Source organism: Mesorhizobium sp. B2-7-1, assembly GCF_006440735.1.
Lineage (GTDB): Bacteria > Pseudomonadota > Alphaproteobacteria > Rhizobiales > Rhizobiaceae > Mesorhizobium.
The window spans coordinates 35,518-58,673 of the sequence record NZ_VFUA01000010.1 but is presented as its reverse complement, the minus strand read 5'-3'; the positions used below and the strand labels follow the sequence as shown (position 1 = coordinate 58,673).

The 23,156-nt window shown below is 64.3% G+C and carries 24 protein-coding genes and 1 tRNA gene; 3 read left to right on the top strand and 22 right to left on the bottom strand.

The window, feature by feature from the left end; translation table 11 throughout:
- Positions 1 to 2 precede the first annotated feature (2 nt).
- The 18 genes from FJ471_RS06440 to FJ471_RS06355 form a co-directional block, all read right to left on the bottom strand.
- Positions 3 to 941, bottom strand: coding sequence for a 3-hydroxyacyl-CoA dehydrogenase (locus FJ471_RS06440; RefSeq protein WP_140802321.1), 939 nt, complete (start codon positions 939 to 941; stop codon positions 3 to 5).
- On the bottom strand, positions 941 to 1,816 hold the full coding sequence (locus FJ471_RS06435) for an N-acyl homoserine lactonase family protein (RefSeq protein ID WP_140802320.1): 876 nt from the start codon (positions 1,814 to 1,816) through the stop codon (positions 941 to 943). The genes FJ471_RS06440 and FJ471_RS06435 overlap by 1 nt, the downstream gene beginning before the upstream one ends.
- Positions 1,788 to 2,402 (bottom strand): hypothetical protein, encoded by a 615-nt coding sequence (locus FJ471_RS06430; protein ID WP_140802318.1) that lies wholly within the window; start codon positions 2,400 to 2,402, stop codon positions 1,788 to 1,790. The genes FJ471_RS06435 and FJ471_RS06430 overlap by 29 nt, the downstream gene beginning before the upstream one ends.
- Positions 2,395 to 3,438 (bottom strand): LacI family DNA-binding transcriptional regulator, encoded by a 1,044-nt coding sequence (locus tag FJ471_RS06425; protein ID WP_140802317.1) that lies wholly within the window; start codon positions 3,436 to 3,438, stop codon positions 2,395 to 2,397. Before FJ471_RS06425 ends, FJ471_RS06430 begins: the two co-directional genes overlap by 8 nt.
- 23 nt (positions 3,439 to 3,461) lie before the next feature.
- Entirely contained in the window at positions 3,462 to 4,751 is a 1,290-nt protein-coding gene (gene hisD, locus FJ471_RS06420; RefSeq protein ID WP_140802315.1) for a histidinol dehydrogenase, read from the bottom strand.
- Positions 4,752 to 4,815: 64 nt separating this feature from the next.
- Positions 4,816 to 6,036, bottom strand: coding sequence for a sugar ABC transporter substrate-binding protein (locus tag FJ471_RS06415; protein WP_140802314.1), 1,221 nt, complete (start codon positions 6,034 to 6,036; stop codon positions 4,816 to 4,818).
- A 104-nt stretch (positions 6,037 to 6,140) separates the two neighbouring features.
- A complete protein-coding gene (locus FJ471_RS06410; protein ID WP_140802313.1) occupies positions 6,141 to 7,169 on the bottom strand; it encodes an ABC transporter permease in 1,029 nt (342 codons plus the stop codon).
- Entirely contained in the window at positions 7,166 to 8,158 is a 993-nt protein-coding gene (locus tag FJ471_RS06405) for an ABC transporter permease (protein ID WP_140802312.1), read from the bottom strand. The genes FJ471_RS06410 and FJ471_RS06405 overlap by 4 nt, the downstream gene beginning before the upstream one ends.
- Positions 8,155 to 9,690 (bottom strand): sugar ABC transporter ATP-binding protein, encoded by a 1,536-nt coding sequence (locus tag FJ471_RS06400; RefSeq protein WP_140802311.1) that lies wholly within the window; start codon positions 9,688 to 9,690, stop codon positions 8,155 to 8,157. Before FJ471_RS06400 ends, FJ471_RS06405 begins: the two co-directional genes overlap by 4 nt.
- Before the next feature lie 97 nt (positions 9,691 to 9,787).
- Entirely contained in the window at positions 9,788 to 10,003 is a 216-nt protein-coding gene (locus FJ471_RS06395) for a hypothetical protein (RefSeq protein ID WP_140802310.1), read from the bottom strand.
- A gap of 24 nt (positions 10,004 to 10,027) precedes the next feature.
- Positions 10,028 to 11,251, bottom strand: a complete 1,224-nt coding sequence (locus FJ471_RS06390; protein WP_140802309.1) for an MFS transporter — start codon at positions 11,249 to 11,251, stop codon at positions 10,028 to 10,030.
- Positions 11,252 to 11,266: 15 nt separating this feature from the next.
- Positions 11,267 to 12,655: an NAD(P)-binding protein gene (locus FJ471_RS06385; RefSeq protein WP_140802382.1), complete on the bottom strand. Its 1,389-nt coding sequence runs from the start codon at positions 12,653 to 12,655 to the stop codon at positions 11,267 to 11,269.
- 53 nt (positions 12,656 to 12,708) lie between these two features.
- On the bottom strand, positions 12,709 to 13,029 hold the full coding sequence (locus FJ471_RS06380; RefSeq protein WP_140802308.1) for a metalloregulator ArsR/SmtB family transcription factor: 321 nt from the start codon (positions 13,027 to 13,029) through the stop codon (positions 12,709 to 12,711).
- Between the two features lie 64 nt (positions 13,030 to 13,093).
- Positions 13,094 to 13,516 (bottom strand): arsenate reductase (glutaredoxin), encoded by a 423-nt coding sequence (gene arsC / locus FJ471_RS06375; protein ID WP_140802307.1) that lies wholly within the window; start codon positions 13,514 to 13,516, stop codon positions 13,094 to 13,096.
- Positions 13,513 to 14,202: an MIP/aquaporin family protein gene (locus tag FJ471_RS06370; RefSeq protein ID WP_140802306.1), complete on the bottom strand. Its 690-nt coding sequence runs from the start codon at positions 14,200 to 14,202 to the stop codon at positions 13,513 to 13,515. Before FJ471_RS06370 ends, arsC begins: the two co-directional genes overlap by 4 nt.
- Before the next feature lie 30 nt (positions 14,203 to 14,232).
- Positions 14,233 to 14,565: a metalloregulator ArsR/SmtB family transcription factor gene (locus FJ471_RS06365; protein ID WP_140802305.1), complete on the bottom strand. Its 333-nt coding sequence runs from the start codon at positions 14,563 to 14,565 to the stop codon at positions 14,233 to 14,235.
- A gap of 292 nt (positions 14,566 to 14,857) precedes the next feature.
- Positions 14,858 to 14,933: transfer RNA gene (locus tag FJ471_RS06360), tRNA-Ala, on the bottom strand.
- Between the two features lie 164 nt (positions 14,934 to 15,097).
- Positions 15,098 to 15,496, bottom strand: a complete 399-nt coding sequence (locus FJ471_RS06355; RefSeq protein WP_140802304.1) for a TIGR02300 family protein — start codon at positions 15,494 to 15,496, stop codon at positions 15,098 to 15,100.
- Between the two features lie 195 nt (positions 15,497 to 15,691).
- Between FJ471_RS06355 and aroA the strand changes: the two genes are divergently transcribed.
- The 3 genes from aroA (at position 15,692) to rpsA (ending at position 19,910) form a co-directional block, all read left to right on the top strand.
- Complete coding sequence (gene aroA / locus FJ471_RS06350; RefSeq protein WP_140802303.1) at positions 15,692 to 17,050, top strand: 3-phosphoshikimate 1-carboxyvinyltransferase; 1,359 nt, start codon at positions 15,692 to 15,694, stop codon at positions 17,048 to 17,050.
- 306 nt (positions 17,051 to 17,356) lie between these two features.
- A complete protein-coding gene (gene cmk, locus FJ471_RS06345) occupies positions 17,357 to 18,007 on the top strand; it encodes a (d)CMP kinase (RefSeq protein WP_140802381.1) in 651 nt (216 codons plus the stop codon).
- Positions 18,008 to 18,212: 205 nt separating this feature from the next.
- Positions 18,213 to 19,910 (top strand): 30S ribosomal protein S1, encoded by a 1,698-nt coding sequence (rpsA, locus tag FJ471_RS06340; protein WP_140802302.1) that lies wholly within the window; start codon positions 18,213 to 18,215, stop codon positions 19,908 to 19,910.
- Between the two features lie 74 nt (positions 19,911 to 19,984).
- On the opposite strand, the gene FJ471_RS06335 is transcribed toward rpsA, so the two are convergent.
- The 4 genes from FJ471_RS06335 to FJ471_RS06320 all read right to left on the bottom strand — a co-directional run bounded on the left by FJ471_RS06335 (position 19,985) and on the right by FJ471_RS06320 (position 23,113).
- Positions 19,985 to 20,692 carry an SDR family NAD(P)-dependent oxidoreductase gene (locus FJ471_RS06335; protein WP_140802301.1) on the bottom strand — a complete coding sequence of 236 codons (708 nt, stop codon included), beginning with the start codon at positions 20,690 to 20,692 and terminating at the stop codon, positions 19,985 to 19,987.
- Between the two features lie 244 nt (positions 20,693 to 20,936).
- On the bottom strand, positions 20,937 to 21,236 hold the full coding sequence (locus tag FJ471_RS06330; RefSeq protein ID WP_140802300.1) for a hypothetical protein: 300 nt from the start codon (positions 21,234 to 21,236) through the stop codon (positions 20,937 to 20,939).
- Between the two features lies 1 nt (position 21,237).
- Positions 21,238 to 21,510, bottom strand: coding sequence for a hypothetical protein (locus FJ471_RS06325; RefSeq protein ID WP_140802299.1), 273 nt, complete (start codon positions 21,508 to 21,510; stop codon positions 21,238 to 21,240).
- A 22-nt stretch (positions 21,511 to 21,532) separates the two neighbouring features.
- Positions 21,533 to 23,113 (bottom strand): 5-guanidino-2-oxopentanoate decarboxylase, encoded by a 1,581-nt coding sequence (locus FJ471_RS06320; protein WP_140802298.1) that lies wholly within the window; start codon positions 23,111 to 23,113, stop codon positions 21,533 to 21,535.
- Between the last annotated feature and the right edge of the window lie 43 nt (positions 23,114 to 23,156).

Here is a 23,156-nt window from a genome sequence, read left to right as displayed (position 1 = left end):
TGTCAGACGCCGGTGCGTCGCTTGCGGGCGACCAGCGCCATGAGATTGCGGTCGCGCCAGGTGCTGCGTTCGCCAAGCTGGGATAGCTCTAGCTTTTCGCGACGCTCGGCTTCGGCCTTGGCGATAAGCGCTTCGGACCACGGCGCCGGATCGCGCCTTGCCAGCGCGATCGCGTGGTAGAGCGGTCCCAGGCGTCGCGCATAATCCGCGATGCCGCCCGGCGCGTTGAGGTCGATCGTCTCGAACGGTCCCATGAAGGACCAGCGGTAGCCGAGCCCGTGCGACACGGTCAGGTCGATGTCGGCCGCACTTGCGACGCCTTCCTCCAACAAGGCCCAGGCCTCGTTGAGCAAGGCCCCCTGCAGCCGGTTGAGGACAAAACCGTCGACCTCCTTGCGCACGACGATGGCGGCCTGGCCCGCCTGTTCCATCTGCGCCCGCAGCCAGGGCAGGACTTCGGCGTCCGTCCAAGGTGCCGGAACAAGCTCGACCAGCGGGATAAGGTGCGGAGGGTTGACGGGATGCGCCACGAGGAAGCGGGCCCGGTTGACGCATTGTTCCGTGAAAGCCGAGGCGGGAATGCCCGAGCTCGAACTGCCCACGACCGCGTCCGGCCGCATGGCGCGGTCGATTTCGAGGCAGACGGCCTGCTTGACGTCACGCCGTTCGAGCACCGATTCCTGGATATAGTCGGCGTCGGCGACCGCGGCCTCCAGCGTGTCGGCTACGCACAGCCGCCGCATGACGGGATCGATGGCTTCGACCAGCCCGGCCCCCTGCATGTCGGCAAGACTGGCGCGGATCCTGTCGATCACCGCAGCACGGATCTCGGCGCTGCCATCGTAGATGACCACGTCATGCCCCGCCCGGGCGAAGACGATCGCCCAGCCGCGGCCGACAAGCCCCGCCCCGACAATAGCGACCTCGCGGATTGCCTCCATTACTGCACCCGCGACTTCTCGCCGTCCGCGAGGCAGATTTCAGTGATGCGCAGGCCGTCCTTGGTGATACGCGACGGGAAACGGTCCTTCAGCCGTTCTTCATGGATTGGAATGACGCGGCGCGCCTCGTAGTTCACCTGCTTCATCATCTCTTCTGTCGCCAGCACGAGATTGGTCTGGCTGCCGACCGCAAGCCCGACCGGGACATAAAGCGTCTCGACATCGACGGCCGCGCCCGAGCCCTCGATATTGTCGAAGACATAGACCAGATCGCCCGCCAGCACCCAGGTGTCTTCCTTGCCGTTGCGCACGGTGACCCACATCGAGCCATAGGTGTGGCTGTCGAAGGCGGGATTGAGGTCTACATTCGGCAACACGTCCTGCCTGGCGCCATCGAGCGTCACCAGCCGCTTCTGGCGGGCAAGATCGACCCCGCGCACGATATCGCCCGGGTCGACGGCGACGTTCATCCAGCGCATGCGGTCAGGCAGCGACATCGCCCAGACCCATTTCGCGATCTCCTTCTCCTGGATGTAGAAGGTCGCCTTGGGGAAGTCCTCGACATTGCCGAAATGGTCGAAATGGGCGTGGGTGATGAAGACCGTGTCGACATCCTTCGGCGCCAGGCCGATTTCGCCGAGGACGATCTCGGGCGAGCGCCAGTTCTCGACGCCGAACTTGTCGCCGAGATGCTTGCCGTAGTCCTTGTTGTTGTAGCCGACATCGACCATGGCGACGTGGCCGTTGCCCTTGATCAGCGCATAGCAATAGGGAAGCTTGACGTAGCCCTGGTTGTGGGCGCCGTAGAGCACGCCGCTCTTGTGGTAGTTGGTGACGTAGCTGTACTCAAGCACCCAGATCGAATATTGCCCCATCGTTTCCTCCCTGATGTCGCCAGCGCTGCGCGCAACTGCAGCAGGCATGATTGAAATCGACCGGCGTCATGCCGGCGCGCGGTTCGGACGCCGCCTGCAGCCAGGCATAGGCGTGCTTGATCCTGTCTCCTGCACGGTCGAGATGCTGCTGCCAATCGCGCTGCAGCCGGGCCAGACCGAAATCGTCGAGCACTTCGCCGAGCGTGGCGTGGGCGGTCTCCAGGCGGGCGAGGTGGCCCTCAAGGCCGCCCGGCGCCTGCAGGGCGCCCAGGCGCTGCTCGACCTCCGCCCAGCGCTCGCGCGCCGCCGGGATATCCGGCAGGTCGAGCACGTCGCGGCGGCCGCCGGCCTCGGCCAGGACCAGCAGGCCGGCGACCTGCCCGATCAGCCGGCGCAGGCCGTCATAGATGGGGCGGGCGGCGACCACATAGCGGACGACGGCCTCCTGGGCCGCAGGATCGTTCTCGATCGCCTGCTTGGTTTCGCCGCCTTCGGCATCCGACGGCGCCGCCGCAATCAGCTCGCAGTCGTAGCGGTGGATGGTGACGGCACGCTCGAAGAAATGCTTGGCGGACATGTCAGCCATGATGCCTCCGGCGCGTCGTCGCGCGCTCGATCACGGAACCTGGCGGAATCATCTGCACCACCGGCTCCCGCCCGGCATTCGTGCCGAGTTCCTTGGCCAGCGAGACCGTCGCCTCCAGCATCTTTTCGATGGGCTGCTGGACGGTCGTCAGCCCGTGCGAGGGCCAATGAGCCATCTCGATGTCATCGAAGCCGACGATCGATATGTCTTCGGGCACGCCGAGGCCAAGCTCCCGCCGCACCCCGTCGAGGAAGCCGATGGCGAGAATGTCGTTGGCGCAGAACACGCCGTCTGGCATCTCCTTGAGATCGCGCAGCTTGCGAGCGGCCTCATAGCCGGCGTGGTAGCTGAACTGCCCCGCCTCGATGACGACGGGCGCGGCAAGCCCCCGTTCGACCGCGCGCTCGCTGAAGCCGCGGTGACGGGCCACATTGGTCGAGGCGTCGGCCAGCGCGGCGATGTAGGCCAGGCGCCGGTGACCGGTGTCGACCAGATAATCGGCAATGCTGCGGCCGCCGAGGATGTTGTCGCAGGAGATGCCGAAGGCGTGGTCGTCGGCAGAGAGCCGGTTGAAGAAGATCACCGGCGTGCCGGCCCTGCGGCATTCCTGCGCGGCTTCCGAGGACAAGGTCGCCGCGAGGATGATGGCAAGGTCGGGCTGGTAGTTGAGGAGCAGGCGCAGCGCCTGGTCGACCTCGCCCGACTGGTCGGCCGCGACCAGCATCACGTTCATGTCGATGGCGCGCAGCTCGGTGGTGAGCCGGGTCAGCACTTCCGGATAGAATGGGTTGGTGATGTCGGCGACGACCACGCCGACGATGCGCGTCTTCTTGGTGATGAGGCTGCGCGCGAAGGGGTTTGGCGAATAGCCGATCTCCCGCGCGCGGTTCAGCACCACGTCCCGGGTGTCCTTGGCGATTACGGCATCGGCGTGGAAAGCCCTGGAGACGGTCGAAACAGACATGCCCAGATCGCGCGCCAGATCCTTTACGGTCACGCGGGGCTTGCTGTTCTTGTTGCGGGCGACGATCGACATGAAAACTCCGTTGGCGCGCTGCCTTAGGCCTCGTTGCGACCCCCGTAGCGGCGGACCCGGATGTTGGCCTGCTCCGCATGCCCGTAGAAACCCTCGAGGGCACACAGGCGCGAACAGTATTCGCCGATCATGGCGCTCGCTTCGTCGGTCAAGACGCGCTGATAGGTGCAGGTCTTGATGAACTTGCCAACCCACAAACCGCCGGTGTAGCGGGCCGCCTTCCTGGTCGGCAGCGTATGGTTGGTGCCGATGACCTTGTCGCCATAGGCGACATTGGTGCGCGGCCCCAGGAACAGCGCGCCGTAGTTGCGCATGTTGTTCAGGAAGTAGTCGGGATCGCGCGTCATCACCTGCACGTGCTCGGAGGCGATCCGGTCGGCTTCCGCGACCATCTCCTCGTAGGAATCGCACACGATCACCTCGCCATAGTCGGCCCAGGCCTTGGCGGCGATCTCGGCCGTCGGCAGCACCTTCAGCTGGCGCTCGATCTCCGCCATGGTGTCGCGCGCCAGCTTCTCAGAATTGGTCAGAAGCACCGCCGGGCTCGTCGGGCCGTGCTCGGCCTGGCCGAGCAGGTCGGTCGCGCAGATCTCGCCGTCGACGCTGTCGTCGGCGATCACCAGCGTCTCGGTCGGGCCGGCGAACAGGTCGATGCCGATGCGGCCGTAGAGCTGGCGCTTGGCCTCGGCGACGAAGGCGTTGCCGGGACCGACAAGCATGTCGACGCGACCGATGGTCTCGGTTCCGAGCGCCATGGCGCCGACGGCCTGGATGCCGCCCAGAACGTAGATTTCGTCGGCGCCGCCCATGTGCATGGCGGCGACGATGGCCGGATGCGGCCCGCCCTGGAAAGGCGGCGCGCAGGCGATGATCTTCTTCACGCCGGCGACCCTTGCGGTGACCACGCTCATATGCGCGGAAGCGACCATCGGATATTTGCCGCCCGGCACGTAGCAGCCGACCGTCTCGACGGGAATGTTCTTGTGGCCAAGGACGACACCCGGCAGGGTTTCGACCTCGAGATCCTGCAGGCAGGCGCGCTGCTTCTCGGCGAAATTGCGGACCTGCGCCTGGGCGAAGCGGATGTCCTCCAGATCCCTCGCCGAGACTTTGGAGATGGCCTCTTGTATATCGCTGTCGCTCAGCCGGAAGCTCTGCGGCGACCATTTGTCGAAACGCTCCGACAGTTCCCGGACGGCGGCGTCGCCCCGTTTCTCGATATCGGCGAGGATCGTCTCGACGGTCGTGCGAACAACCGCGTCGCCCTGGGCGACAGCCTCGGGATCCCTGCCCCGCTTCAGAAAGGTCGGCATTTTCTCATCCTTGTCTTGGGTGGGATGGACGGCAGGATGCCGTCCATCTGTCGCATTGCGATCGTCAGGGCCTAACCGTCGGCTCGATCTTGGTGAGCTTGTATTCGTCGGCCGGGGCCTTGCAGGACGAGCAGTTGATGCCGGGCGCGTCGGGCGCCTGCTTCACATCGGCCGGCAGCGGCTGGATCGTCGCACCCGGCGTCGGCTTGCCTTCCAGCGCCGACTGCAGCGACAGTTCCGGCAGGAGCTCTGGATTGAAGACCTCGGTGACGAAGGAAGAGGGCACCTTGTCGGACGGAAAGACGTTGCAGCCATCGGCGAAAGTATCGCCCTTGCAGGGCTTGACCTGATCGGCCGGCACCCACGGCAGCGGGTACTCGATGTTCATCGGCTTCAGCTCGCGCTTCTTGGTCAGGATCTCCATCATCAGCTTGAAGGCATAGCCGGAGGTCGCGGGCGGCGAGCCGGCCGAGACGCCCTTGAGGCCCATGCCCTGCATCTTCGGATCGGCCAGACCAAGGCGGAAGCCGTCGGAGTTCTCGCCGGTCATCGGCACGAGCTTGTTGCCCTTGTCGAGCTGCGCCTGGATCGCGCCGTATTCGCCGGCCTGGGCCCAGATGCCGTCGACGTCCGGATGCGCGGCGAGCGCCTTGGCCGTCTCCTGCTGCGTGGTGCGGTCGTCCCAGTAGGAATAGTATTCCGCGACAACCTTGATGCCGGGATATTGCTTGAAGATGTGCATGGCGCCGTCGGTGTGACGCTTGTCGACCGAGTTGCCCGGAACGCCGCGGCTCAAGAAGATGTTGCCTTTGCCGCCGAGGATGTTGACCAGCGCCTGGGCAGAGTTCTCGCCGAAACCAGCGGTGATGTAGCTGACATTGTAGGCGCAGGGCTCGGTCACCGTCGCGTCGTACATGAAGAAGAGCACGCCCTTCTGGCAGCCGCGATGGATGGTGCGGTTCAGCGCCGTCGACGAGATCGGGAAGCTGATGATGCCGTCGGCGCCATCCTGGATCATGCTTTCATAGGCGGAGATCTGCGCCTGCGGATCGGTGCCGGAGATGACCTCCTTCAGCTCCACCGTCTTGTCGTAGGGCGGCGTCTGCGCCAGCGCCTTGACGATGTTGGCGGCCTCCGACTGCCACGAGTTGCCGCTGTAGCTCAGCGACAGATAGACCTTGAGCTTCTTGTCCTGCGCTTCGGCATGGTCGACGACCGTCGCCACGCCCGCGGTCGTGGCAAGCGTCAGCGACGCGGCCAGTCCCAGTCTTCTTAACAGCTTCATTTCCATCAACCTCCCTTTGGAATTTGGCCCTTGCAGGTGCCGGACCAGAGCTTGTGAGAACGTTCTCACAATTGGACAAAAAGCATTGGCATGCGGGCGCATGGTCATTTCCTTCGCGTCAGCATCCGATTTCCGATGTGGGTCAGGAACTCGCCCCGCAGCAGCAGCAGCGCCCCGACGATGATCGCGCCCTCGATGATGGTGCGCCATCCTTCACTCAGCCCGATGGCCGAGATCATCGTGCCGAGCGTCGTGAGAAGGATCGCGCCGCCGACCGTCCCGATGAAGGTTCCGCTGCCGCCGAGGATCGAGGAGCCGCCGATGACGACGGCGGCGATCGAGGGCAGCATGTAGCTGTCGCCCATCCTGAGCGTCGCGCCGTTCGAGTAGCCGACCAGCATCATGCCGACGAAGCCGGCGCAGGCGGCGCTGATGGCATAGGGAACGAGCTCGAGCCGGTTGACGCTGACGCCGGCGATGAGCGCGGCGTTCCTGTTGGTGCCGAGCGCGCGCAGCCGGCGGCCGAGCGCGGTGAAGTTCTGCAACAGCCAGCCGAGCACGATGAAGGCGAGGGTGAAGTAGATGACCACCGGCACGCCGAGGAACCACGCCTTCATCAGCCACAGGAGGCCCGATGGCGAGCCGCCGCGCGGCGTGCCGCTGGTATAGCCGAGCGCCACCGAGGCGACGACGATCGACGTCGCCATCGTCATGATGAAGGGCGGCACCTTGAGCCAGACGATACCGATGCCGCTGACCGCGCCGACCATGGCGCAGATGACCAGGATGGCGGGCAGCACGTACCAGATGCCGGCGTCGCCCGTGCCGATCCAGGTCGTGGTCAGCACGCCGCCGAGCGTGATCAGGGCGGGGATGGAGAGATCCAGTCCGCCGATGAGGATGACCAGCCCCTGGCCGAAGGACAGGATGATCAGGAACGAGGCGAGGATCAGCACCGTGAGCACCTGGCTCCAGGAGCCGAGCGCCGGGCTGATGAACCGCGAGCACACCACGAGCACGATGCTCAGGCCGAACACGACAAGCGTGTTCACCGTTTCCCGGTCGAGCTTCTGCCTGCCGCGCTGGTCGGAGGAGGCGTCGAAAGGCATCGCTATGTCCTTGTGCGCGTTCACCGGGCTTCGTCCTTCTTGAGCAGGCGCGCCACCGTGTTGCCGAAGACGATCGCAAGCACCAGCACGAAGCCCTGGAAGATGCCGGTGTAGAAAGACGACACGCCGCCCGAGAACAGCACCTTCTGCAGAAGCATGAGCGTGCCGGCGCCGAGGATGGAGCCGACGAGGCTGCCGCGGCCGCCGCTGAGCGGCGTGCCGCCGAGCGCCACGGCGGCGAAGGTGAGCATCAGGAACGGCGTGCCCGCCGTCGGATTGCCGGTGGCGGTCTGGGCGCTCAGCATGAAGCCGGCGACGCCGTAGAGGATGCCGGCGCCGACGAAGGCGGTGATGCGAACGCCGGAGACGGCGACGCCGGAGAAACGGGCCGACTGCTCGTCGGCGCCGATCGCATAGAGGCCGATACCGGTGTTGGTTCGCCGGAAGGCCAGCCACAGCACGACGGCGGCGACCAGGAACAGGCCGGCGATCGGAACGACGCCGAAGAGCGTATCGGTCAAGGTGTAGGTGACGAAGTCGGCGACCGTGCCGCCGGGCGCGTCGAGAATGACCAGCGCCAGTCCCTGGCAGACGATCATGGTGCCGAGCGTCGCGGCGATGGTCTGAAGTCCGAGCCTGGCGACCAGGATGCCGTTGATCATGCCGACGAAGGCGCCAATGGCGCAGCACATCAAAAGGCTGACCAGCGCCCCGCCCGGACCGTCGAGCGGATAGACGGCCATCAGCACGTTGGTGAGCGAGACGACGCCCGCGACGGACAGGTCGAAGCCGCGGCTGATGACGACCAGCGTCTCGCCCGCCGCCGCGAGCGCCAGCGGCGTCGAATTGTTGACGAGGTCGGTGAATGTGTAGACCGAGAGCGCATCGGGCTGCCAGAACGCATAGAGCGCGTAGAGCAGCACATAGATCAGCGCGACGATGCCGGTGCCGCTGATGACGGCGCGCCAGAAGGGCGAGCGGCGGGGTGCCGTATTTGCCGCTATCGCGCTCATGCCGCCACTTCCGTCTTCGTGCCCCGGGCATGGCCGATCAGCGCGCCGACGATCGTCTGCTCGTCGATCGCGTCGCCCTGGTATTCGGCGAAGATGCGGCCGCCATAGAGCACGATGCAGCGATGGGCGAGATGGACGAGTTCCGGCAGCTCGGACGAATAGAAGAGCACGGAACCGCCATCGGCGGCGAATTTGCGGATCGCCTCGTAGATCGACTGCTTGGTTCCGACATCGACGCCTCGCGTCGGATCGAAGAGCAGCAGCGTGCGCGCGCCGGTCATGATGACGCGCGCCAAAAGCGCCTTCTGCTGGTTGCCGCCGGACAACTCGTCGATCTTGAAATGCAGGTAGCGCTCCTGCAGGTCGACCGCCGCGGCGGTTTCGCGCGCGACGCGACGCTCACCGGCGGGCCAGACGATACCGCCCCGCGCGATGCGGGAGATGATCGGCAGCACCATGTTGCTGGCCGTGGTGAGGCCGGCGAGGATACCTTCCGATTTGCGATCCTCGGGCAGATAGGCGAGGCCGTTGCCGAAATGGAGCGCGGCGCCCGGGCTGGCGATCTGGGCGCGCACGCCGTCGATCTCGACACTTCCGCCCTTGGCCTTGGTAAGTCCGATCAGCGTCCTGAACAGGTCGCGCTGGCCCTGCCCTTCGAGCGCGGCGATGCCGACGATCTCGCCCTGCCTGACATTGAACGACACGTCGCTCAGGATGCCGCCCGAGAGGCCTTTGACGCCGAGCGCTATGGGCGCGGTATCGCCCGTCGCCGGCAACGCGTTGACGGCCTCACGCGCGCTGCGGCCAACCATCATCTCGAAGATGTTTGCGTCGGAGGCGCCCGAAAGCTCGACGGTGCCGATGCTGCGGCCGTTGCGCAAGATGGTGGCGCGCGAGCACAAGGTGCGCACTTCGCCGAGGCGATGGGAGATATAGAGGATGGCGGTCTGCAGGGCCTTTTGCCGGCGCACGAGCTCGAACAGCCATTCCACGTCGGCCAGCGCCGCCGTCGGCTCGTCGAGGATCAGCAGTTTCGCGGCATGGGTGAAGGCGCGGACGATTTCGAGCCGCTGACGGTCCGACAGCGAAAGCACGCCCACCGGCGTGTCGGGATCGAAATGCGCGAGACCATAATCCTGGAGGATCCTGCCGGCGGAAGCCATGGCCGTGCGGTGCGAGGCGAGGCCGAGCATGCCCCTCGGCATTTTCGGCAGCATCAGATTCTCGGCGATGCTGAGGTTGGGCAGCAGGCTGAGTTCCTGGAAAGCGGTCGCCACGCCTTGCGTGCGCGCATCGACGATGCCGTGCGGCGTATAGGGCGAGCCTAAGATCGACATCGATCCGCTGTCCGGCCTCACCACACCGCTCAGGATCTTCACGAGCGTCGACTTGCCGGCGCCGTTCTCGCCCAGCAGCGCATGGACTTCGCCCGGACGCAGGTCGATGGAGACGGAATCGAGCGCGACGGTCGGCCCGTAGGATTTCGCAATCTTGGCGATGCGGACGGCTAGCCGCGTCTCGTCGGTGCTCATACCTCCTCCCAGGTAAGGTCGCAGCTGCGGTGAGAACGTTCTCTGAGAACGTTCTCACCGTTTCACAAAGCGATGTTCGTTGTCAACGGGGATTCCATCACAGCTGCGAGATGATCGCTTCGATTGCTGACGAAGAATCGCGAATCTCCCGCGCGTCGTTCAGGCGTTTCGCGAAACGATGGTCCAGGCTTGTAAAGGGCAGCGGACTATTTTCGGCCGCCGGAAAACTCGTGGTCGGAGAAGGACTGTTTGGTGGAGCCAATCTCCGCAAAAAAATCAAATCCGGAGAGTTATCTATGGTGAGCTTGAACACGCTCCCGCTCTTAGGACTTTCTGGCTAGGTCCCGGTCGAACTCCCGCCATGCACCTGAACCAGCATGGCGGCTCGATGCCGAAAGATTAGCCAGCCCAATGCACACGCCAGCCCGACATTCAGCAGCGCCAAGCCAACCAGAGCAGCAAGCGTGCCGTGAGCGCCGACATGCTCCAACAACAACGCCCCGACCGACGGCGCTGCTGCCTGAGCAATCAAGCTGGGCATGGCGAGACGTCCCATCATCCTCGCGTATCCCGTAGCGCCAAACAGGGCGAGCGGCAGCGTGCCTCGCGCTATCGTTTCGAGACCGATGCCGGCACCGTAGAACGCCAGCGCCACAGGCACCATCGCAACCCCGACCCAGAGCGCACCAATGCCGATGGCCACGAAGCTCACCGACGCGAACTTGGTCCAGATTGGATGATGGTAGCGGGCGATGACCATCTCGACGGCACGCGCCGACACCTGAGCCGGGCCGACCAGTGCCCCCAGCCCAACGGCGGCGGCGAGCGCCATGCCGCTGGCCTGCAAGATGGTGAGTAGATGAACTGACACCGTCGACGAAATGACCGCCGCCAAGGTCAGCGTGGCAGCCAGGACGACCATGATCGGAACTGAGGCCGGCTGAACGGGAGTGCCAACCTGCGCCTTCCCCGGTCGGTCTGGGACGCCGGGCAGCGGCACCCCACGCGGCAACATTCCGAGATAGAGGGGCAGGGCGAACAACAACTGGACCGAAGCATAGACGAGGCATGTGCCGCGCCAGCCCGTCTCACCCATCAGGAAGGCCGAGATCGGCCAACAGATCGTGCTGGCGAAGCCGCCGAACAACGAAAGGGGTGTGATAGCCGAGCGCGCGCTATGCCCGTAGAGCCGGCCGAGGGTCGCGAAGGCGGCATCGTACAAGCCTGCCCCCATCCCAAGTCCAACAACGAGCCAAGCAGCGATGTAGGCGAAGAGGTTCGGCGAGGCAGCGAGCCCTATCTGGCCGACGCCGATGCAGCCGGCGCTGAACGCAAGGACATTCCGGCCGCCGTGGCGCTCAATGGATGAGCCGACGCGAGGTGAAATCAGCCCGGCGACGAGCAGGCCGAGCGACAATCCACCGACGACCCAAGGCAGTGGCCAGCCGGTGTCGGCGGCGACCCTCGGTGCAATGACCGCCGGCAGATAATAGGTCGACCCCCAGGCCATGATCTGGGTCAGTCCGAGGACGGTGATGATCGTTCGGCGGCTGCGTTCCATCGGGGCGTGATGCGATTAGGCTGCTACCCCGCACCCGCAGCCACCCTTGCCAGCGGCCTTCGCTTCAGCATCGGCGACACAACAGGCGTCAGTCTTGGAAGGAGCGGGGCCACCACAGCATCCGCCAGCGGTCGCGCGTATGGTCGATTGGGGAACCGTACAGACGCCTGTTTCGGGTAGCACCAGTTGCACCGCATCCGCAGCCGCCATGTCACCAGCGAGGGCCGCCGCGACGGACCGCACCTGTTCATACCCGGTCAGCAGCAAGAAGGTTGGAGCACGGCCGTAGCTCTTAACGCCGACAGTGTAGAAGTCGGGCTCGGGATGGCCGAGTTCGCGATGGCCGTGCGGGGGCACGTCGCCGCAGGAGTGTTCGTTGGGGTCGATCAGAGGCCCCAGCGCCTTGACCCCCTCAAGCCACGGATCGAGGTCAAGCCTGAGCTCACGGGTGAGGGACAGATCGGGCCGCTGGCCCGTCGCTGCGATGATGCGGTCGAAAGGCCCGAGCGTTTGTAGGCCGTCCTTCGTTTGGCCTTCGACTGCCAGGCGGCCGTTTGCGCTTCGGATGACCAGTGTCGCGAAGCCAGTAACGAGCTTTGTGCGCCCGCTCTCCGCCAGTTCGCGAACGTCGGAACCAAGCTCGCCGCGCGCCGGCAGTTGATCCAAGTCTCCACCGCTGTAGATGCGAACCAGATCGGTCCCGCGTGTCGCCCAGACGAAAGCGGTTCCAGGCTCAAGGGCAGCCAGCCTATCGAGATCGAGCAGGGCATTGGCGGCCGAATGGCCCGAGCCGACAACAAGCGTGGCGCGGCCGGCATAGACGGTTCGATCACGGCCGAGAATGTCGGGAATGCCATAGGCGATCTTGTCTGCGCACTCCGCTTCGCCTTCCGCTGGGATACCACCGGCCCCAAGTGGATTTGGCGTCTGCCACGTGCCTGAGGCGTCGATGACGGCCCGCGCCCTGTCGCGTCTGACGCCTTCCCCGGTTTCGACCACCAGCATGAACGGTCGCGCCCTTCGATCTTTGCTCAGAACCTTGTCTGCGCCCCAACGGGAAACACCAACCACGCGCGCGCTGGTTTCGATGGATGAGGAGAGTTCAGGGAGCTTTGCGAGCGGCTCAAGGTAGCGGGCGATCAGTTCATCAGCGGTGGGGAAAGCCTCGGGCTCGGGCATCGTCCAGCCGCTCTCCTCAAGACGCTTTCGGGCTGCCTGATCAACGCAGTAGCGCCAAGGCGTGAACACGCGAACATGACCCCAGTCCTTGAGATTGGTGGCGATAACGGCGCCGGCCTCATAGACCTTCACCGGGAGCCCCCTTCGAATAAGCTGGACGGCAGCCGCCAGGCCGACCGGGCCAGCTCCGATGACGGCGACAGGGAGGGCGTCATGGTCATTCATTGACATTTTTTCCATCCTTCCGGGATCATAGAAATACGATGCAAAAAAAGAGACTATGCCGCCGCGTCGCTCTCCGTCGCGCTGCAAGCGGCGTCTGCACAGCACTCGTCAGCCAGGAAGCCGATCAAGTCGCGCATGATGGGATAGTTGGCCCGACAGATCAGGGTCGTCGCCTGCCGCTCCTGCGTCACGAGGCCGCTCAGAATGAGGCGATGCAGGTGATGGGACAGCGTCGAGGCCGCGATGCCAAGGGTGTCCTGCAAGTACCCCACCGGCCGGCCTGCTTCGCCGGCTCTGACCAGTGTGCGATAGAGCTTGAGCCGTGTCGGGTTGCCGATGGCTTCGAGCTGTTTGGCGGCTTGTTCGAGTTTCATGGAAATAGACTGCACCCGCCGCCAACGCAGGTCAACACCTATTTCGACAATGATCGAAATAGGATCAGACGACCCGTTTGCCGCTCTCGTCGATCACCACCTCGCCGTCCTCCTTGGTGGACGGGCCGATGTCGGGATTGGGCAGGATCGGCAGCACCGCCTCGGATGGTCGCGCTAAGACCGCACCCAACGGCGTCACCACGATTGGACGGTTGATCAGGATCGGATGCTTGAGCATGGCGTCGATCAGATCATCGTCCGACCACTTCGGGTCGGCAAGCCCAAGCTCGTCAAAGGGCGTTCCCTTCTCCCGCAGCAGGGCACGCGGAGTGATACCCATGGCTGCGATCAGCTCAACCAGCTTGGCACGCGAGGGGGGCGTCTTGAGATATTCGATGATCTCGGGCTCTTCGCCGCTCTGCCTGATCATGGCGAGCGTGTTCCGCGAAGTGCCGCATTGGGGGTTGTGATAGATCGTGATGGTCATTCGGCAGGCTCCACTTTCGTGAGGGCTTGGGGTTCCGCAAGTAGCCAGCTGGCGAGCGTCATTGCCAGCAGTGCCCCAGCGAGTTGAGCGGCGACGAAGGCGGGGACGTCGAGCGGCCGGATGCCCGCGAAGGTATTGGAGAGGGCACGGGCCACGGCCACCGCTGGGTTCGCGAACGATGTCGAGGCTGTGAACCAGTAGGCGGCCACGATGTAGAGACCAACCAGCCACGGGATGGCATCCGCGCGGAAGCGAAGACCAGCAAGGATGGTGAAGACGAGCCCGAAGGTCGCGACGGCCTCGGCGATCCACAGGCCAGACCCCGAGCGTATCGTGGTCGAGAGACTGAAGAGCGGCATGTCGAACATGGCATGAGCCACCAGCGTTCCGAGAATGCCTCCAGCAAGCTGGGCTGCCACGTAGGTGAAAGCGACGTCGCGGCCGATCTGGTGCTTCAAGCCGAACACGAGCGTGACCGCAGGGTTGAAGTGCGCACCGGAAATCGGGCCGAGTATGGTGATCAATACGACGAGTATCGCGCCGGTCGGCAGGGTGTTGCAAAGCAAGGCGAGCGCCATATCATGGGTCAGCCGATCAGCCATGATGCCGGACCCGATCACAGCCGCGACCAGCATGGCAGTTCCAAGTGCTTCGGCAGCGAGCCGTCGCGGCAGGTCAGCGGACATTGTGGCGGGGCTCCGGTGAGATTGAGGTGGTCAGCATTTGCAGGTCGCCGCTTGGATGACCGGCTGGCAAAGCTCTGGTGCGCCCCCGCAGCAGTCTTCCATCAGGTAGGCCAGCAGATCGCGAAAGACGTTCATGTCGACGAGATACCGGATGATCCGCCCGTCGCGTTCGGCGCGAACCAGCCCCGCGCGGTCGAGGACCTTCAGATGTGCTGACATGGTGTTCTGCACTGTTCCGAGCTGGGATGCGATCTCGCCGGCTGGGACGCCTTCTGAACCCGCTCGCACAAGCAGCCGGAAAGCCTCTAACCTTGTGTCCTGGCCAAGCGCGGCCAGCACGAGCAGAGCAGCAGCCTTGTCCATGCATCCATCCATCTAGATTTGTGGATGTTAAGCCAACAGCATGACGGTTGGATGACCGGCGACAATGTCCCTGCTTGATGACTTTCGCCATCCTGGCGAATAGACGGCGTAGGTCATTCCTCCACAACGCCTTCAAACTCCCGCTTTACGTCATCGCGAGAACCGGAGTTTGGCTTGGTCACGCGGAGGCTCCCATCGCTGACAGAAACCGTCCAAGTTAGGGTCTTGGTGAGGGTTGGCCGCGCCCATTCCCAAAAAAATTTGTTCTACCAACTAGATTAGAAGGACTGTTTGGTGGAGCCAATCGGGATCGAACCGACGACCTCTTGAATGCCATTCAAGCGCTCTCCCAACTGAGCTATGGCCCCACTCCCGGCAGTCAGCCGGTGCCGTTTCCGGCGAAGAGATCCGGCGCGGTTGGGAACCGCGCCGTCGTTTAGTGCTGGCGGCTTCTAGCGCCGCCTTCGGTCAAGATCAAGCCTTGAAAAGCCGCTTTTTCGTCACAGGCCAAAATGGCCGGCAAACGATCAAATCAAACCTCGTCCTCGTCGTCGCCGACGCCGATCATGTCGGAGACGTCGTCGTCCTCTTCTTCTTCGTCGGCAAGGAAGGTGTCGTCGTCATCGTCGCCGAGATCGACATCTTCATCCTCATCGTCGCCGAGATCGGGAAGATCGTCACCGCCGCCCTTGGCCTCGTCATCGGCTTCCTCGAGCGAAACGACTTCGGCGCTTTCTTCCTCGTCGCCGTCCACTTCCTTGTCAGCGACCTCCTCTTCTTCCTCGATGGCAGAAATCTTGCCTTCGTCGAAATAGGAGCGCGGATAGCTCTTGCCCGTATAGGGCGAGACGATCGGGTCCTTGTTGAGATCGTAGAATTTCCGACCCGTTTCGGGGTCGACACGCTTGGTGCCAAGTTCAGTTTTTGCCACAGCAGGCCTCGTCAACAAAAGAGTGGTCCCCTTAACCGCAGTTTCGGGCGCTGTCAAAGCCAAAAGCCGGCGTCGTAAAAGCCCGCGTTCGAACGGCCGCGCCAAGGGGATGACCATTGCAGCGCGCCGTGATACGAGACCGCCGCAACATGACGAACCGAGCCGGCCAGCCGGCATTTCATTTGGAAGACGAGGATGTCTCACTCCGCCGGCGCTAAGCCAGCCACGGCCCGCAAATCCCCTGCCCTTTCCGGCACCGCGCGCGTGCCGGGCGACAAATCGATCTCGCACCGCTCCTTCATGTTCGGCGGCCTGGCCTCCGGCGAAACCCGCATCACCGGTTTGCTCGAAGGCGAGGACGTGATGCGCACGGGCGCGGCCATGCAGGCAATGGGCGCGCATGTCGAGAAGAAGGGCGCCGAATGGGTGATCCGCGGCACCGGCAACGGCGCATTGCTGCAGCCCGAAGGCCCGCTCGATTTCGGCAATGCCGGCACCGGCTCGCGGCTCACCATGGGCCTGGTCGGCACCTATGACATGGAGACGACCTTCATCGGCGACGCCTCGCTTTCGGGCCGGCCGATGGGCCGCGTGCTCGACCCGTTGCGCCAGATGGGCGTGCAGGTGCTGAAGGCGGCACCCGGCGACCGCATGCCGATCACGCTGCGCGGCCCGAAACATGCCGCGCCCATCACCTATCGCGTGCCGATGGCGTCCGCCCAGGTGAAATCGGCGGTGCTGCTTGCCGGCCTCAACACGCCGGGCATCACCACGGTGATCGAGCCGGTGATGACGCGCGACCATACCGAGAAGATGCTGAAAGGCTTCGGCGCCAATTTGACCGTCGAGACCGACGAGCGCGGCGTGCGCCACATCTTCATCGAAGGCCAGGGCAAGCTCACCGGGCAGACGATCGCCGTGCCCGGCGACCCGTCCTCGGCCGGCTTCCCGCTGGTGGCGGCGCTGATCGTACCGGGCTCGGACATTACAATCGAGAACGTGCTGATGAACCCGACCCGCACCGGGCTGCTTCTGACGCTGCAGGAGATGGGCGGCCGCATCGACATCCTCAACCCGCGCAATGCCGGCGGCGAGGACGTGGCGGACCTGCGGGTCCGTTCCTCCGATCTCAAGGGTGTCGTGGTGCCGGCCGAGCGCGCGCCGTCGATGATCGATGAGTACCCGGTGCTGGCCGTCGCCGCGAGCTTTGCCGAAGGCGAGACTCTGATGCAGGGCCTGGAGGAATTGCGTGTCAAGGAATCCGACCGGCTGGCCGCGGTCGCCAATGGCCTGAAACTCAACGGCGTCGACTGCAGCGAGGGCGAGGCTTCGCTCGCCGTGCGCGGCACGCCGGGCGGCAAGGGGCTTGGCGGGCATCCGAACGGACAGGACACGAAGGTGCAAACACATCTCGACCACCGCATCGCCATGAGCTTTCTTGTGATGGGTCTGGCGACAGAAAAGCCGGTGACGATCGACGACGCCAACATGATCGCGACGAGCTTTCCCGAGTTCATGGGGCTGATGAAGGGCCTGGGCGCGGAGATCGAGTGAGATACGTCCACGTCCATTGGAAGCATGACAAACAGGAAGAGCCATCTCATCTCTGGTATGAAATTGCTGACGATTGCTTCCAGAACCGAACTATAGAGTTCTATGCCGATGGGTCTGTGGGCTTTGCCATCCGGGGCAAGCTTGTCGACGGATCGGATGATACCGAGGTTGGTGGAACAAGAAATTCCACCGAAGCTTTCCCCCGATCTCGATGAGATCAATTCGGACAGGCAGTTCGAGGCCTCCGAGACCACGGCGGCTGAATTCGAGCGCCGGTGGAATGAAGCGCTTGCAGCGAGGGTTCGAATGACGACCGGCTTCACCATCGCCATCGACGGCCCCGCCGGCGCCGGCAAGGGCACGCTGGCCCGGCGGCTTTCCGACCACTACCGGCTGAACCTGCTCGACACCGGCCTTACCTACCGCGCGGTGGCCCACAAGCTGCTCGAGCTCGGCCTGCCACTCGACAATGTCTCGGCCGCGGAAACCGCGGCGCGGCAGGTGAACCTCTCGAACCTCGATCGTACCGTGCTGTCGGCGCATGCGGTGGGCGAGGCGGCCTCCAAGGTCGCGGTCATCCCCACGGTGCGGCGCATCCTGGTCGAGAAGCAGCGGGCCTTCGCCACGGCGCCGCCGGGCGCGGTGCTCGACGGCCGCGACATCGGCACGGTGGTGTGCCCGGATGCCGACATCAAGCTCTATGTGACGGCAAGTGCCGCGGTGCGGGCGCGGCGCCGGCTGGCCGAGATTGAGAGCATGGGCGGCAGCGCCGACTTCGCCACCATCCTCGCCGATATCGAGCGCCGCGACGAGCGCGACATGGGCCGCGCGGACTCGCCATTGAAGCCGGCGGCGGACGCGCACTTGCTTGATACCAGCGAAATGGCTATAGAGGCCGCGTTTCTGGCGGCGATGGCGATCGTAGACGAGGTCCTTGCCAAGAGAAACAAGGCCTGATTCGGGTTTTCCTTGGGCTTCCGTTGCCGGAGGCAGAGAAAATACCCATATCGGGCACGAACCAGCCTGCCAGCATTCTCATGCGCCGGACTTGCCGCCTGAAAAAGCGGCCAAGGGCTTTCAGCCCGGAACGCCGGCAGGCTCAACGCAACGCTAACCCACGGCGCCCGCCCCGCTCGAGATGCGGGGTATTCCAGGAGAAACAATGTCAGTAGCTAATCCGTCTCGCGACGATTTCGCGAGCATGCTCGAAGAATCATTCACCGCCGGCCATTCCGGCGAGGGCCAGGTTGTCCGGGGCACGATCACCGCGATCGAAAAGGACATGGCCATCATCGACGTCGGCCTCAAGGTCGAGGGCCGCGTGCCGCTGAAGGAATTCGGCGCCAAGGGCAAGGAATCCGTTCTCAAGGTCGGCGACACCGTCGAAGTCTATGTCGAGCGCATCGAAAACGCGCTTGGCGAAGCCATGCTGTCGCGCGAAAAGGCTCGCCGCGAAGAGAGCTGGGTCCGTCTCGAAGAGAAGTTCACCAAGGGCGAGCGCGTCGAAGGCGTCATCTTCAACCAGGTCAAGGGCGGCTTCACCGTCGACCTCGACGGCGCCGTGGCGTTCCTGCCGCGCAGCCAGGTCGATATCCGCCCGATCCGCGACGTCACCCCGCTGATGCACAACCCGCAGCCCTTCGAGATCCTCAAGATGGATCGCCGTCGCGGCAACATCGTGGTGTCGCGCCGCACCGTGCTCGAGGAGAGCCGCGCCGAACAGCGTTCGGAAATCGTGCAGAACCTCGAGGAAGGCCAGGTGGTCGAAGGCGTGGTCAAGAACATCACCGACTACGGTGCGTTCGTCGACCTCGGCGGCATCGACGGCCTGCTGCATGTCACCGACATGGCATGGCGCCGCGTCAACCATCCGACCGAAATCCTCAACATCGGCCAGACGGTCAAGGTGCAGATCATCCGCATCAACCAGGAAACCCACCGCATCTCGCTCGGCATGAAGCAGCTCGAGTCGGATCCGTGGTCGGATATCGGCACCAAGTTCCCGATCGGCAAGAAGATCAAGGGCACCGTCACCAACATCACCGACTACGGCGCGTTCGTCGAGCTGGAGCCGGGCATCGAGGGCCTCATCCACGTTTCGGAAATGTCGTGGACCAAGAAGAACGTGCACCCCGGCAAGATCCTGTCGACGACGCAGGAAGTCGACGTGGTGGTGCTCGAGGTCGATCCGGCCAAGCGCCGCATCTCGCTCGGCCTCAAGCAGACGCTGGAAAACCCGTGGCAGGCTTTCGCCTCGAGCCATCCGGTCGGCAGCCAGGTCGAGGGCGAGGTCAAGAACAAGACCGAGTTCGGCCTGTTCATCGGTCTGGAAGGCGACGTGGACGGCATGGTGCATCTCTCCGACCTCGACTGGACCCGTCCGGGCGAGCAGGTCATCGAAGAGTACAATCGCGGCGACATGGTCAAGGCGCAGGTGCTCGACGTCGACATCGAGAAGGAGCGCATCTCGCTCGGCATCAAGCAGCTGGCCCGTGACACGGTCGGCGAAGCGGCCACCAGCGGCGAGCTGCGCAAGAACGCCGTCGTCACCTGCGAGGTCATCGGCGTGAAGGATGGCGGTCTGGACGTGCGGCTGGTCGACAGCGGCATCGAGACCTTCATCAAGCGTTCCGACCTTTCGCGCGACCGCGACGAGCAGCGCCCCGAGCGCTTCACCGTCGGCCAGAAGGTCGATGCCCGCGTCATCGCCTTCGACAAGAAGACCCGCAAGCTGCAGGTCTCGATCAAGGCACTGGAAATCGCCGAGGAGAAGGAAGCGGTCGCCCAGTACGGCTCGACCGACTCCGGCGCCTCGCTGGGCGACATCCTGGGCGCGGCGCTGAAGAAGCAGGGCAGCTAAGTCCCTCCGCCTACCGAAAAAAAACCCGCCGGAGCGATCCGGCGGGGTTTTTCTTTTGTCGGATATTCGTGCGGTCAGGCGCGGCCGTAGAGCGGGACCAGCGTGCCGCTCATCGCCTGGTTGGCGGGCGAAGCGAGATAGGCAATGGCCTCGGCGGCAGCCTCGAGACTGACCCATTTGGTGAAATCGGCGTCGGGCATGTCGGCGCGGTTGGCGGGCGTGTCGAGCGTCGAGGGCGCCACCGCGTTGACGAGGATGCCCTTGTGCTTCAACTCCTCGGCCATGGCCACCGTCATCGCTGCGACCGCCGCCTTGCTTGCGGCATAGGCGACCATGCCGGAACCGCGCCTCGGATCGAGGCCGGCGCGCGCCGTGACATTGACGATGCGGCCGGCCGTGTTGGAGGCCAGCATCGAGCGCACCGCGGCGCGGCTGCACAGGAAGGCGGTGCGGGCGTTGGTGTCCATCATCTCGGCGAAGGAGGCGGACTCGATCTTTTCGACCGGCGCCATGGTGAAGCCGCCGGCAAGGTGGATCGAGGCCCAGAGCTCCGGGACCTGATGGTAGAAGGCTTCGACCTTGGTCGAATCCGACAGGTCGACATTATGCGCCAGATGCACGCTGGCGTGGGCTGCGTAAGGAAAATGCGGCGGGGCCGCCGCGTGGGCATTGGGCACGTGGCAGATCGCGCCTTGCTCCAGCAATCTGCCGACAACCGCGCCGCCGAGCGCCCCAGTGCCGCCCGTCACCACGACATGCCTGCCATTCAGCGTTTCCGTCATACTTAGACCGCTCCTGTCATTTTCTTATGATTATATCTTGGGTTATGCCGCCCCAGGCTCGAACGTCGCGCCTTTCGCACTGTCACTCAATTGAAATATCGACATGGCTGGCGCAGCGTCTTTGCATGCGTCGTGTCGCAGCCGCGCGACGTCACGCGGCTACGACCCGACTGATGGGACAAGCGGTATTATTCGACCATATTCTGGGGAATCCGAGGCAGGGGCGACCTATTGGCAATGGCCATCAATATGCCGTTGAAGGGTCATCAGAAAACCTTTTGTTCGGATAATAACGCTTCTTCTGGCGCCTTAGTTCATAGAACAGTGTTCCGTGTATCCCACTAATCTCACTTTTCTTTTTTAGACCTTTATTCAGTGCACTTATAACTTCTCCTGATTTCTTGCGACCAATGCGTCTAACTAAGTCTTCAATAAACTCGATATCTTGACCATCAGGAAATATCAATTCGAACTTATCATCTGAAATCTCATAAACATTGTATGCAGCATTGTCGGCACCATCGATCACCTGAACATTTTTCATTTCAGCGTTGCCCCTCGCGAATCTCGTCCCACTCAGAACACCTAAAGCTCCTATTCCAACTCCTATCGTAATAGGGACGGGCAATATCTGCCAGGGCTACGGTGGTACTCGCACGGGTGCGCTGGTATTGCAGGCCGCGCCGGATAAGATCCTGACCGAGCGACTGGTCCTCGATGCCGTAGCCGGCGATGCGGGGACCCGTGTCGTGTTCGCGGCTTTCCTTCAGATCGTTGGCGAAGGCCGTGATACAGTGCGGCCCGACGGGGCCGACCACAGCACCAGTCCCGCCAAGGTCTTCAGTCCACGGTGATTTCTACGACGCGCGGTTTGCCGGCTGCGCGGGCACGCTTCAGCGCCTCGGTGAGGCCGCCGGCCCCGGCCAGCCGCTCGGCCTCGATGCCATAGGCCTCGGCGAGCTTGCAGAAATCGGGCGGTGCCGGCGACACGCCGACCGGCTCGACGCCGACATCGAGCATCGAAGTCTCGATCTCGCGATAACCGCGATTGTTCCAGACGACGAAGATCACCGGCGCTTCGGCATCGAGCGCGGCGCCGATCTCCGGCAAGGTGAACTGGAAACCGCCATCGCCGGTGAGGCACACCACCGGCGCGTCCGGCACTGCCAGCGCCGCGCCGATCGCCGCCGGCGGCCCGTAGCCCAGCGCGCCGAAGCCGGTCGCGGCGTTGAACCAGCCGCCGGGACGGTCGTGGTCGTAATAGAGGTTGGCGGCGTAGATCGGCTGGGTCGAATCGCCGACGATGACGGCGCCGGGCAGCGCGTCGCGGATCGCCTCCACTGCGCGCACCTGCGCCAGGTACTCGGGCTTCAGCTCGGCCAGCGCAGCGTCTCGCGCGGCGGCTGCGCGAGCTTCGCCATCGCTTGCCGCAGCATGGCCAGGCCCGATCGCCGCAAGCAAAGCCTCGATCCCGTCGGCGCAATCCGCCTGGATACCGACCGTCACCGGCCGGCGCGCGATCTGGTCGGCGCCGATATCGATGCGGATCAGGTTCTTCGGCAGCACGAAGCCGCCGTCGCCATAGCCGTCATAGTCGGTTGGGCCGAATTCGGTGCCGGCGGCAATCACCAGATCGGCGTCCGCCATCAACGCACGCACGGCCTTGAGGCTGGGACTCGCCGGCACGCATAGCGGATGGCGATGCATGAGGCCGCGCGCATTGGCGGTCTCGACGACCGGCGCGCCAAGTGTCTCTGCCAAGCGCCGCAGCGCCGCGTCGGCCTTCCTTGCCCCGCCACCGGCGAGGATCAGCGGCCGCCGCGCGGCCTTGATGAGCTTTGCCGCTTCGGCAATCTCCGCCGGGACCGGAGCGGGCGGCACGGCGTTGCTCAGCGCCGCCGCGATGCCGTCGGCGGGCTTGACCATGACGTCGGTGGGGATCTCGATATGGACCGGTCCCGGGCGCGCCGACGAGAACAGCGCGAAGGCGCGGGCGAGCACGCCCGGCAATTGATGGGCCTCGGTGACGCGCTCGGAAAACAGCGCCACCTTTTCCATCATGCCGCGCTGGTCGGGCAGCTCATGCAGGAAGCCCAACCCTTTTCCCAGCGTATCGGTGGCGTTGACGCCGGAGATGACCAGCATCGGCACCGAATCGGCGCGCGCCTGGCCCATGGCGGTGATGGTGTTGGTCAGCCCCGGCCCGGTGATGACGAAGGCGACGCCCGGCCGCCCGCCGGCGCGCGCATAGCCGTCGGCCATGAAGCCGGCGCCCTGTTCGTGGCGCGGCGTGACATGGCGGATCTTCGAGCGCGCCAGGCCGCGATAGAGCTCGACCGTATGCACGCCCGGAATGCCGAAGACTGTGTCGACGCCATGCGCTTCGAGCAGGGTGATCAGCGCTTCGCCGATGGTGGTCATTGGTTTTTTCCCCTTGGAGCTTTGTTTCCTACGCAATTCCGGA